Consider the following 13,662-nt stretch of genomic DNA (forward strand, 5'->3'; position numbering starts at 1 on the left):
AGCCGTGCGTCTCTCGCCGAGCGGCTTCGGCACGTCGTCGCCGAGGCGGAGCCGGCCGGTGTCGTCTCCCTGCTGGCACTCGCCGAGCAGCCGCACGCGGTGCACGGTGCGGTGTCCGACGGCCTCGCGGCCACGGTGACGCTGGTGCAGGCGCTCGGTGACGCCGGGATCGGGGCCCGGCTGTGGGCGGTGTCCAGTGGAGCGGTGTCCACGGGCCGCAGTGACGGTCTCCGCAGCCCCGTACAGGCCCAGACCTGGGGCCTGGGCCGGGTCGTGGCGCTGGAACACCCCGACCGCTGGGGCGGGCTCGTCGACCTGCCCCCGGTCCCCGACGCTCGCGCGAGGGCCCGTCTGACGGGAACGCTGGCGGGGATACCCGCGGGAGACGGAACGGACAGCGGCTTCGAGGACCAGGTCGCGGTGCGCGGCTCGGGTGTGTTCGTACGGCGGCTCGCGCACGCCCCGCTGGAGGTGCGCGGCAACCGGGAGGCGACGTGGGCCGCGCGGGGGACCGCGCTGATCACGGGTGGTACGGGGGCCATCGGCGGGCATGTGGCGCGCTGGCTGGCGCGCAACGGTGCCGAGCATCTGGTCCTCACCAGCCGTCGTGGTCCGGACGCGCCCGGAGCGGCCGAACTGAAGGCGGAACTGGAGGAGTTGGACGTCCAGGTCACCGTCGCCGCGTGTGATGTGGCCGACCGGGACGCGGTGGCGGGGCTGCTGGAGCGGCTCGCCGAGGAGGGCCACACCCTGCGGTCCGTGTTCCACACCGCGGGCGTGAGCCCCACACTCGCTCTCGCCGACTCGTCCGCCGCCGACCTCGCCACCGCCCTGGAGGCCAAGGCCGCCGGCGCGGCGCACCTGGACGAGCTCCTGGACTCCGACACCCTCGACGCGTTCGTGCTGTTCTCGTCCATCGCCGCCGTCTGGGGCAGCGGCGGACAGTCCGGTTACGCGGCCGCCAACGCCTTCCTGGACAGCCTGGCCGAGCAGCGCCGGGCACGGGGCCTGACGGCGACCTCGGTGGCGTGGGGGGCCTGGGGCGGCAGCGGTATGGCCGCCTCCGAAGAGGCCGAGGAACACCTGCGTCGCCGGGGTGTGGCGGCCATGGCGCCGGAGCGGGCGATCACGGCACTCGAGCAGGCGATGGCGTACGGCGAGGTGTCGCTGACCGTCACCGACATGGAGTGGGAACGGTTCGCGCCCGCCTTCCAGAGCGTCCGCCCGAGCGCGCTCCTCAGCGACCTGCCCGAGCTGGCGCGCCGCGCGCACGCGACGACGACGGCAGGGCCCGACGACGTGACCGAGGGGGCATCGGAGTGGGCCCGGCGGCTCGCCGGGCTCCCGGCGGCCGAGCGGGAACGTCTGGTCCTCGATCTCGTACGGACCCAGGCCGCCGCGGTGCTCGGCTATCCGGACGCCGCGTCCATCGAACCCACCCGGGCCTTCCGTGAGCTGGGCTTCGACTCGCTGACCGCCGTGGAGGTCCGCAACCGTCTCACCACGGCCACGGAGGTGTCGCTGCCCACGACGGTGGTGTTCGACCAGCCCTCGCCGGAGGCACTCGCGCGCCACCTGCTGGCGGAGCTGTCGGGCGCCACCGGGCCGGCCACGGACCCGGCGACGCCCGCTCCGGCGCGACCGGCGGCCCCGGACGACGAACCGATCGCGATCGTGTCGGTGAGCTGCCGGTTCCCGGGCGGCGCCAACTCCCCCGAGGAACTGTGGCAGATGCTCCTCGACGGTACGGATGCCATCTCCGTCTTCCCCACCGACCGGGGCTGGGACGCCGACGGAACCCTGGAGTACAAGCCCGAGGGCGGTTTCCTCTACGACGCCGCCGAGTTCGACGCGGGACTCTTCGGCATCTCGCCGCGCGAGGCCCTGGCCATGGATCCGCAGCAGCGGTTGCTGCTGGAATCGGCCTGGGAGCTCTTCGAACGCGCGGGCATCGCGCCCAAGTCCCTGCGGAACAGCCCGACCGGTGTGTTCGTCGGCTCCGGATTCCAGGGCTATGCGACGGGGCTGTCCAGTGTCCCCGAGGGTGTCGAGGGCCATCTCCTGACCGGTACCTCCGGCAGCGTCATCTCCGGTCGTCTCTCGTACGCGTTCGGGCTTGAGGGCCCGGCGGTGACGGTCGACACGGCCTGCTCGTCGTCCTTGGTCGCCCTGCACCTGGCGGCGCAGGCGCTGCGGCAGGGCGAGTGCGACATGGCACTGGCCGGTGGCGTGACGGTGATGGCGACAGCAGGTGCCTTCGACGAGTTCAGCAGGCAGGGCGGCCTGGCGGCTGACGGCCGCTGCAAGCCGTTCGCGGAGGCTGCGGACGGCACCGGGTGGGGTGAGGGCGTCGGCTTGCTGTTGCTGGAGCGGTTGTCGGATGCCCGTCGGAACGGGCACGAGGTGCTGGCGGTCGTGCGTGGGTCTGCGGTGAACCAGGACGGTGCGAGCAATGGGCTTACGGCGCCGAACGGTCCCTCTCAGCAGCGGGTGATTCGGGCTGCGCTCGCCAATGCCGGGCTCGTGCCGGGTGATGTGGATGCGGTGGAGGCGCACGGTACGGGGACGACGCTCGGGGATCCGATCGAGGCGCAGGCGCTGCTGGCGACGTACGGGCAGGGGCGGCCCGGGGACCGGCAGCTGTGGCTGGGGTCGATCAAGTCGAACATCGGTCATACACAGTCGGCCGCGGGTGTGGCCGGTGTGATCAAGATGGTCCTCGCCATGCGGCACGGTGTGCTGCCGCAGACGCTGCACGTGGATGCGCCTACGTCTCATGTCGACTGGTCTGCCGGTGCGGTGGAGCTGCTGACCGAGACGCGGGAGTGGCCGGAGCGGGACGGCGAGCCGCGTCGGGCGGGTGTGTCGTCGTTCGGTGTGAGTGGCACGAACGCGCATGTGATCGTGGAGCAGGCGCCGGTTGAGGAGAAGGACTCTGCGGTGCCGGTGCCGGTGCCGGTGGGTGTGGTGCCGTGGCTGGTGTCGGCTCGCAGTGCGGAAGCCTTGCGGGCTCAGGCGGAGCGGCTGCGTGAGCATGTGGTCGTGCGCGGTGAGCTTGATCCGGTGGATGTGGGTTGGTCGCTGCTGTCGGGCCGGTCGGCACTGGAGCACCGGGCGGTGGTGCTGGGGCGTCAGCAGAGGGACTTCCTGGACGGTCTGGAGGCGCTGGCTTCCGGCGCGCCTGGGGTGGTTTCCGGGGCGGTTGGCGAGGGGCGCCTTGCGGTGCTCTTCACCGGGCAGGGCAGTCAGCGGCTCGGCATGGGCCGGGAACTGTACGCAGCGTTCCCGGTGTTCGCGGATGCGCTGGATGAGGTGTGCGCGCATCTTGACCCGCTGCTGGATCGTCCGCTGGCCGAGGTGATGTTCGGGGAGGACGCCGGGCTTCTGGAGCAGACCGGTTTTGCGCAGCCGGCGTTGTTCGCGATCGAGGTCGCCTTGTTCCGGCTGGTGGAGTCGTTCGGGCTGCGCCCTGAGGTCGTGGGCGGTCATTCGATCGGTGAGTTGGTGGCGGCGTATGTGGCCGGGGTGTGGTCGCTGGAGGATGCCGCTCGTCTGGTGGCGGCGCGTGGCCGGTTGATGCAGGCCCTGCCGGAAGGCGGCGCCATGCTCGCTATCCAGGCAGCGGAGGGGGATGTTCTGCCGCTGCTGGAGGGCCACGCCGAGCGGGTGGGTATCGCCGCCGTCAACGGCCCGTCTCAGGTGGTGGTTTCCGGTGACCGTGCGGCGCTGGAGGATCTGGCGCAGGTCTTCAGCGAGCAGGGGCGGAAGACGCGCTGGCTGCGGGTGTCGCACGCGTTCCACTCGCCGCTGATGGAGCCGATGCTGGAGGAGTTCCGTCAGGTCGCGCAGGGCCTGGAGTATCAGGCTCCGTTCCTGCCGGTGGTGTCGAACCTGACGGGTCGCATGGCCTCGGTGGACGAGCTGCGGGACCCGGAGTACTGGGTGCGTCACGTCCGTGAGGCGGTCCGTTTCCATGACGGGATCGGCGCGCTGGCCGACTTCGGGGCCGTCACGATCCTGGAGCTGGGCCCGGACGCGGTCCTGACCGCGATGGCCCACGACACCCTCACCACCCCGGAGGCCCAGGCAGGCCTCATCCCGGCGCTCCGCAAGGACCGCCCGGAACTCGACACGTTCCTGACCGCACTCGCCCAGGCGCACGTCCGAGGCACCACCGTCGACTTCACACCCCTGTTCGCGCCGACCGAGTCCCGCCACCGCGTCGACCTCCCCACCTACGCCTTCCAACGCGAGCACTACTGGCTGGAGCCCGCGCCCGACACAGAGGCTCACATCGGCTCGGCGAGGGCGGCCCACGAGACGGAGGCGCGGTTCTGGGAGACCGTGGAGCGTGGGGACCTCGGGGTACTCGTCACCACGTTGGACGTGTCCGAGGACGCCCCGCTCTCCTCGGTGCTGCCCGCCCTGACGGCCTGGCGTCGGCAGCAGCGCGAGCGGTCCACGATCGACGGGTGGCAGTACCGCGAGTCCTGGACCCCGTTGGCCGACACGTCGCTCGGTGAGGTGCGCGGCGACTGGCTGGCGGTCATTCCGGCCGGGAGCGCCGACGCAGCATGGACCCGTGCGGTCTCCGACCTGATGGCCGAACGCGGCGCGCGGCTCGTGACCGTGGAGGCTCCCGTAGAGGGTGGCGACCGGGGCAAGCTCGCCGAACTGCTGCGTTCGGCGAGGACGGTGACGCCTTCCCACAGCGGTGACGCCGGAGTCGACGTCGGACAGGCGGAAACCTCCGGGTTCGACGGGGTTCTCTTCCTGCCGGCGGCCACGGAACACTCCGTCGCCCTGGGCGACGGGACGGTGCCGGCGGCGCTCACCGCCACCGTGACGCTGGTGCAGGCGCTCGGTGACGCCGGGATCGGCGCGCCGCTGTGGCTGGCCACCAAGTCCGCTGTATCCGTGGGCCGTTCCGACGGGACGGTGGCGGCGGAAAGTGCGTCGGTGTGGGGCCTGGGCCGGGTGGCGGCTCTGGAGTGCCCGGAGCGATGGGGCGGTCTCGTCGACCTGCCCGAGGTGCCCGACGGCAAGTCGGTCACAGCGCTGGCGCGGGTGCTGGGCGGCGCGTGGGCCGGTGAGGACCAGGTCGCGGTCCGCGGAGCGGGGGTGTTCGGGCGTCGGCTGGTGCGGGCGCCGTTCGGGTCGGTGTCGGTGGGTGGTGCCGGGTGGGTGCCGCGGGGGAGTGTGCTGGTCACGGGTGGTACGGGTGCGTTGGGTGGTCATGTGGCGCGGTGGCTGGCGCGGGAGGGTGCCGAGCATGTGATCCTGACCAGTCGGCGTGGTCCGGATGCTCCTGGTGCTGACCGACTTCGTGCCGAGTTGGAGGAGTTGGGTGCCCGGGTGACTTTTGCCGCGTGTGATGTGGCGGATCGGGGGGCGCTGGCGGGGTTGCTGGCGGCGGTGCCGGAGGAGTTGCCGCTGACGGGTGTGTTCCACACGGCCGGTGTGCTGGACGACGGTGTGCTCGACCGTATGACCGAAGAGTCTCTCCGGAGCGTTTTCCGGGCGAAGGTGCGCTCGGCCCGTCACCTCGACGAGCTCACCGCGGATCTGGATCTGTCGGCGTTCGTGCTGTTCTCGTCCTTCGCCGGGGTGGCCGGCGGTGCGGGGCAGGGTGCCTACGCGGCGGCCAACGCCTGGCTGGACGGCCTGGCCGAGGCGCGGGAGGCCCGCGGCCTGCCTGCCCTGTCGGTGGCCTGGGGCGCCTGGGCCGGTGGTGGGATGGCGGCCGAGGGCGTGGCGGCCGAGCGGCTGCGGCAGGGGGCGTTGCCCCCGATGGCGCCGGAGCTCGCGATCGAGGCCCTGGCACAGGCACTCGCCCGTCCGCAGGCGACGACCGTCATCGCCGACATCGACTGGGAGCAGTACCTGCCCGGGTTCACCGCCGTACGCCCGAGCCGCCTCTACTCGGAACTCCCCGAGGCCGAGCGGCTGTCGGACGACGGTGCCGGCGGGAAGCCGGCCGGGGACGGCGGGGCGCCCGGACTGGCGGAGCGGCTTGCCGAGCTGCCGCCCGCGGAGCAGGAACGGATGCTGCTCGACGTGGTCCGCGAGCAGGTCGCGGCCGTGCTCGGCTACCGCGACGCGGAGGCCGTCGAGCCGGTCCGGCCGTTCCGCGAGCTGGGGTTCGACTCCCTCACGGCGGTCGAACTGCGCAACCGCGTCAACGCCCTCACCGGCCTGACCCTGTCCGCCACGATCGTCTTCGACCACCCGACACCGACGGCCCTGGCCGACCTCCTGCGCAAGGAGCTCGCACCCGACGGAGCCGAGCCCACCACCCTCGTCCTCAACGACCTGGAACGGCTGGAGCACAGCCTGTCCCTGGCCGAGTCGGCGGACGAGATCACACGGACGAAGGTGGCGGTACGGCTCCAGGCGGCGCTCGACCGCTGGAAGAGCGCCACGCCGGGTGGCGGAGCCGGTGCCCCGGCCGGTGGCGGCGGCGACGCGCAGGACGTCGGCGACCGTCTCGCCGCCGCGAGCGACGACGAAATGCTCGAATTCATCAGGAACCAGCTCGGCCGGTCCTGAAACCGCGAGGCCCGGAAAGGGCGCCGACGGACGCGGCGTATCCTCCGCCGAATTATTGAATTAGAGTGGCGACACCTCTGTCCGCCCCCTTGCCATACGCTCACCCCGCCGCATTGCGCGGCAATCCCGTAGGGGTGGGTAGGGGGCGGGTAGGGGTTGTTGCCGTTTTGGGGGGTCCCCTAGTGTTCAGCGTGCACAAGTAAGGAATTCGGGGGCGGGCGAGGGGAATTGGCCCGATGACTCGTGTGGTGGGTCGGAAGCGGTGTCGGCCGCGGAACTTCGGAGCAAGGGCACGTTGCACAGAATGACCTGTTCGTAGTCGGAAACCGAGTGCGGACAGGTCTGTTGTATGCGGTTCGGCACACGTCCTGAACAGGTGACATTTGATGGCGAATGAAGAGACGCTGCGCGACTACCTCAAGTGGGTTTCGGCGGACCTGCACCAGACGCAGCAACGCCTGAAGGACATGGAGGCCGCCGCGCGCGAGCCGATCGCGATCACCGCGATGAGCTGCCGGTTCCCGGGCGGGGTGACCAGCCCCGAGGACCTGTGGCGGCTGCTCGCCGACGCCCGTGACGCCATTAGGGGGCTGCCCACCGACCGCAACTGGGACCTGGAATCCCTCTACGACCCCGACGGCACCGGAAAGCAGGGGCGCAGCACCACCGCTCACGGCGGATTCCTGGACCGGGTAGCCGATTTCGACGCGCCGTTCTTCGGAATATCACCCCGTGAAGCCCTCGCCATGGATCCGCAGCAGCGGCTGCTCCTGGAAACCGCCTGGGAGGTCTTCGAACGGGCCGGTATCGACCCCGCGACCCTGCGCGGAAGCCGGACCGGCGTTTTCGTGGGCACCAACGGCCAGGATTACGCCCCGCTCCTTTTCGACGCCGAAGAGGACGTCGAGGGATATGTGAGCACGGGTAACGCCGCCGCCGTCAGTTCGGGCCGTATCGCCTACACGCTCGGACTCGAGGGTCCCGCCCTCACCATCGACACCGCGTGCTCGTCGTCCCTGGTCGCCCTGCACCTGGCGGCACAGGCACTGCGTCAGGGCGAGTGCGGCATGGCCCTGGTGGCCGGCGTCACGGTCATTTCCACCCCCGGCGTCTTCGTGGAGTTCAGCCGGCAGCAGGGCCTCGCCTCCGACGGCCGCTGCAAGGCGTTCGCCGCCGCCGCCGACGGCACCGGCTGGGGCGAGGGCGTCGGCATGCTCCTCGTGGAGCGCCTCTCCGACGCCCGCCGCAACGGGCATCCGGTCCTGGCCGTCGTACGCGGCTCGGCGGTGAACCAGGACGGCGCGAGCAACGGTCTGACCGCCCCCAACGGCCCCTCGCAGCAGCGCGTCATCATGCAGGCGCTCGCCAACGCCCGCCTGACCGCGGCCGACATCGACGCCGTGGAGGCGCACGGTACGGGCACCACGCTCGGGGACCCGATCGAGGCCCAGGCACTGCTGGCCACGTACGGGCAGGAGCGGCCCGAGGACCGGCCGCTGTGGCTCGGCTCGGTCAAGTCCAACATCGGGCACACCCAGGCCGCCGCCGGTGTCGCCGGTGTGATGAAGATGGTCCTGGCGATGCGGCACGGGATGCTGCCCCAGACGCTGCATGTGGACGAGCCGACCCCCGAGGTCGACTGGTCGGCCGGTGCCGTGGAACTGCTGACCGAGGCACGGCAGTGGCCGGAGCGCGAGGACGCGCCGCGCCGGGCGGCCGTGTCCTCCTTCGGGGTCAGCGGCACGAACGCGCACGTGATCGTGGAGCAGGCGCCGGTCGAGGAGCCGGCCGAGGCGGTCGAGACCGACACGACCTCGCCGGTCGTGTCGGGACCCGTGCCGCTGGTGCTGTCGGCGAAGTCGCCGGAGGCCCTGCGCGGACAGGCGGCCCGGTTGCGGGAGCACCTGGAGGCCCACTCCGAGGCCGAACTCACCGACGTCGCCTGGTCGTTGACGGTCTCGCGGTCCCGCTTCGAGCACCGGGGCGCGGTACTGGCCGCGGACCGGGCAGAGGCACTGGCGGCCCTGGAGCAGCTCGGCGGGGTCGACCCGGCGGGTGCGGTGACCGGTCGGGCCCAGGCGTCGGTGCGTCCGGTGTTCGTGTTCCCGGGGCAGGGGTCGCAGTGGGCCGGGATGGCGGTGGAACTCCTCGATGCCAGCCCGGTGTTCGCCGCGCGGATGCGGGAGTGCGCGGATGCGCTGTCCGCGTTCGTCGACTGGGACCTGTTCGAGGAACTCCACGGTGAGAATTTCGACCGGGTGGATGTGGTTCAGCCGGTGCTGTTCGCGGTGATGGTGTCGCTGGCGGAAGTGTGGCGGGCGGCCGGTGTGCAGCCGGCTGCGGTGGTGGGTCACAGCCAGGGCGAGATCGCCGCCGCATGTGTCGCCGGTGCGCTGTCGCTCGAAGATGCCGCCCGGGTGGTGGCGCTGCGCAGTCAGGCCATCCGTGCCCTGTCCGGTCGCGGGGGCATGGTATCCGTGCCACTCCCCGAGGAGCAGGTCCGCAGGATGCTCCCGAAGTGGGAGGGGCGGATCGACATCGCCGCGGTCAACGGCCCCGCTCAGGTCGTCGTCTCCGGCGAGCCGGAGGCACTGGAGGAACTCGTCGCCCAGTGCACCGCTCGCGACATCCGGGCGCGGACGATCCCGGTGGACTACGCCTCGCACTCCGCGCAGGTGGAGGCGATCGAGGAACGTCTCTCCGAGGCGCTGTCCCCGGTGGCGCCCGCGACGCCCGAGGTGCCGTTGTTCTCGACGCTCACCGGTGCGTGGCTGGACGAGCCGATGGACGGCTCCTACTGGTACCGGAACCTGCGCCACACGGTCCTGTTCGAACAGGCCACCCGGGGTCTGCTCGCCGAGGGACACACCCTGTTCCTGGAGATGAGCCCGCACCCGGTCCTCACCGTCCCCGTCCAGGCCACCATCGACGCGACGGAGCACCCCTCCGCCACCACCCTGGGCTCCCTCCGCCGCGACGAAGGCGGCGCCCGCCGCCTGACGACCTCCCTCGCCGAGGCCCACGTCCACGGCGTCGAACTCGACTGGAAGGCCCTGTTCCCGGGCGCCAGGATGGTCGAGCTGCCCACCTATGCCTTCCAGCGCGACCGCTACTGGCCTACGGCCGCCCCGGCCGGCTCCGGTGACGTGGTCTTCGCGGGGCTGCGTACGGCCGACCACCCGCTGCTCGGTGCCGCCGTCGCCCTCGCGGACGCCGACGGCCACCTCTTCACCGGGCGCCTCTCCGTGCACACGCATCCGTGGCTCGCGGACCACGCGGTCGACGGCGTGATCCTGCTGCCCGGCACGGCCTACGTCGAACTCGCCCTGCGCGCGGGCGACCAGGTGGGCTGCGGTCCCCTCGAAGAACTCACCCTCGAGGCCCCGCTGGTCATCCCCGAGCAGGGCGCCGTACAGATCCAGATATCGGTGAGCAGGGCCGACACGGCCGGCCGACGTGAGCTGAGCCTGTACGCGCGGCCCCAGGACGATTCCGACGAGGCCCCCTGGACCCGGCACTTCACCGGCAGCCTGCTGCCGGACACCGGTGAAGCCGCCGTCGGCGACCTGTCCGCCTGGCCGCCCGCGCACGCGGAAGCCGTCGACGTGACGGACCTGTACGAACGTCTGACGGCCCATGGCCACGGATACGGCCCGGTGTTCCAGGGGCTGCGCGCGGCATGGCGGCGGGGCGACGAGCTCTTCGCGGAGGTCGCCCTGCCGAGTGAGGCGCACGCCGACACGGAGTCCTTCGGCCTGCACCCGGCGCTCTTCGACGCCGCACTGCATGCGATCGGCCTCGGCGACTTCACCACCCGGACCGACCGCCCGCACCTGCCGTTCGTCTGGTCCGGAGTCCGTCTGCACGCCACCGGCGCCACCACCCTGCGGGTCCACATCACACCCGCCGGAGCGGACACCGTGGCGCTGCTGGCCGCGGACCCGGCCGGGCAGCCCGTCGTCTCCGTCGACTCCCTGGCCCTCAGGGCGCTGGCCGAGGAGCAGCTCACCGCCGGGCCCGGACTCGACGCGCTGTTCCACATCGAATGGACCCGTCCCGACACGCCGACGGAGCACCCCGGGCCGCCCTCGCTCGCCCTCCTCGGCGACGGCACACCGGACCCGTACACCGCACTGACCGCACCGCACACCACCTACGCGGACCTGCGGGCCCTGCGCGCGGCCCTGGACGAGGGCGGCGAACTGCCGGAGACCGTGGTCCTGCCGCTCACCCGGCCGGCCCCGGGGCCCGAGGACGGCGCCGGGACGCCCGCGTCCGCCGTGGCACCCACCGCCGTACGCCCGCTGCTCGCCCGTACCCTGGGCGCCGTACAGGAATGGCTCGCCGAGGAGCGGTTCGAGTCGTCGCGTCTCGTCGTGGTGACCCGGGGCGCGAGCGCCGCCCGCGGCGCGGCCGTGGATCCGGTGGCCGCCGCCGCGTGGGGCCTGCTGCGGTCCGCGCAGTCGGAGCACCCGGGGCGCTTCTTCCTGCTGGACCTGGACCCGGCCGACACAGTCACCCCGACCGGCGACGAGGCCACGGCCGCCACCACCGAACCCACGGACCTGGGGCGACTGCTCGCCACCGCACTCGCCGCAAACGAACCCGAACTCGCCCTGCGCGAGGGCACATTGTGGGCACCCCGACTGACCAGGGTCCCCCCGGCGGAGCACGCCGACACGGAGCGGACCGCCGAACAGCGCCCCTGGGGCGACGGCACGGTCCTGATCAGCGGCGGCACCGGCACCCTCGGGGGCCTCGTGGCCCGCCACCTGGCCGAGCGGCACGGCGTACGGGACCTGCTGCTGGTCTCCCGCCGCGGCGAGCTGGCACCGGGCGCCCCCGAACTGCGCGCGGAGCTGGAGGCCCTGGGCGCCCGGGTCACCGTGGCCGCCTGCGACACGGCCGACCGGGACGCGCTGGAAGAGCTACTGGCGCGGGTCGAGGACCTGTCGGCGGTCATCCACGTGGCCGGTGTGCTGGACGACGGCGTGGTCACCTCGCTCACGCCGCAGCGACTGGAGACCGTCCTGCGGCCGAAGGCCGACGCGGCCTGGAACCTGCACGAACTGACCGCCGACCGTGACCTGACCGCCTTCGTCCTGTTCTCCTCGGCCGCGGGCGTCTTCGGCAGCCCGGGACAGGCCAACTACGCGGCGGCCAACGCGTTCCTGGACGCGCTCGCCCACCACCGCCGCGCCCAGGGGCTCCCGGCCACCTCCCTCGCCTGGGGCCTGTGGGCCCAGGCCAGCGAGATGACCGCCCACCTCGGCGACCGCGAACTCGACCGCAGGGCACGCGGCGGAGCGGCGCCACTCAGCTCCGACGACGGCCTCGCCCTGTTCGACGCCGCCCGCGCCACGGACCGAACCCTGCTCGTCCCCGTACGCCTGGACCTCCAGGGACTGCGCGCCCAGGCCGCCACCGCGGGCGTTCCCCCGCTGCTGCGCACCCTGGTCCGCGTACCACAGCGGCGCACGGCCGCCGCCGACGACCAGAAGCAGGGCACCCGGCTCGCCCAGCGTCTCGCCGCCCTGCCGACGGCCGAACGCGAACAGGAGATGCTCGCCCTGGTCCGCGGCCACGCCGCCGCCGTCATCGGCTACACCTCACCCGACGCCATCGCGCCCGACCGAGCTTTCCGCGACCTCGGCTTCGACTCCCTCACCGCCGTCGAACTGCGCAACCGCCTCACCGCCGCGACCGGCATCCGGCTTCCCGCCACCCTCGCCTTCGACTACCCGTCCGCCACCGCCCTGGCACGGCACCTCCTCGACGAACTCCTCGGCACGAACCCCGCCACCACCCGGGCGGCCACCGCGCCGCGGACCGCCGCAGGCACCGCCGCGGCCGACGACGAACCCATCGCGATCGTCGCGATGAGCTGCCGCTACCCGGGCGGCGCCCACACCCCCGAAGACCTGTGGCGCATCGCCGCCGACGGCATCGACGCGATCGGCGCACTTCCCGACGACCGCGGCTGGGACGTCGACAGCCTCTACGACCCGGACCCGGAAAGCCCCGGCACCTTCTACGCACGCGAAGGCGGATTCCTCTACGACGCCGCCGACTTCGACCCCGCCTTCTTCGGCATCTCCCCCCGCGAGGGCCTCTCCATCGACCCGCAGCAGCGGCTGCTCCTGGAGACCACGTGGGAGGCGTTCGAACGCGCCGGCATCGACCCCACGACACTGCGCGGATCCTCGACCGGCGTGTTCGTCGGCGTCATGTACAACGACTACGCCACCCACCTCATCAACGCCTCCGACGGCCTGGGCGACTTGGAGGGCTACGTCGGCAACGGCAGCGCCGGAAGCGTCGCCTCCGGCCGCATCTCGTACACCTTCGGCCTGGAAGGCCCGGCGGTCACGGTCGACACGGCCTGCTCCTCCTCCCTGGTCGCCCTGCACCTCGCGGCGCAGGCACTGCGCCAGGGCGAGTGCGACATGGCCCTCGCCGGCGGCGTCGCCGTGATGTCCACACCGGGCACCTTCATCGAGTTCAGCCGCCAGCGAGGGCTCGCCCCCGACGGCCGCTGCAAGTCGTTCGCGGCGGCGGCTGATGGCACCGGGTGGGGTGAGGGTGTCGGCCTGCTGCTGCTGGAGCGGCTGTCGGATGCCCGTCGGAACGGGCACCGGGTGCTGGCCGTGGTGCGGGGTTCGGCCGTCAACCAGGACGGTGCGAGCAACGGCCTGACGGCTCCGAACGGTCCGTCGCAGCAGCGGGTGATCCGTGCTGCGCTGGCGAGTGCCGGGCTGGAGCCGGGTGACGTCGATGCGGTGGAGGCGCACGGTACGGGGACGACCCTCGGGGATCCGATCGAGGCACAGGCGCTGATCGCCACGTACGGGCAGGGGCGGTCTGAGGACCGGCCCCTGTGGCTGGGATCGCTGAAGTCCAACATCGGGCACACGCAGGCCGCCGCGGGCGTGGCCGGTGTGATCAAGATGGTCATGGCGATGCGGCACGGTGTGCTGCCTCGGACGCTGCACGTGGACGAACCGACGCCGCAGGTGGACTGGTCGGCCGGTGCGGTCGAGCTGCTGAAGGAATCCCGGGAGTGGCCCCGGCGGGGCGACGACGCGCCGCGTCGGGCGGGTGTCTCGTCCTTCG

The 13,662-nt window shown here is 72.5% G+C and carries 2 protein-coding genes; both read left to right on the forward strand.

From position 1 onward, the window contains the following. Positions 1 to 6,549: type I polyketide synthase (locus ACYVMZ_RS38595; protein ID WP_461087883.1), on the forward strand; the 6,549-nt coding region annotated here is incomplete at its 5' end. Positions 6,550 to 6,935: 386 nt separating this feature from the next. Next, a partial coding sequence (locus tag ACYVMZ_RS38600; protein WP_461087885.1) for a type I polyketide synthase occupies positions 6,936 to 13,662 on the forward strand: 6,727 nt, incomplete at its 3' end.

This window comes from Streptomyces deserti, assembly GCF_054782695.1.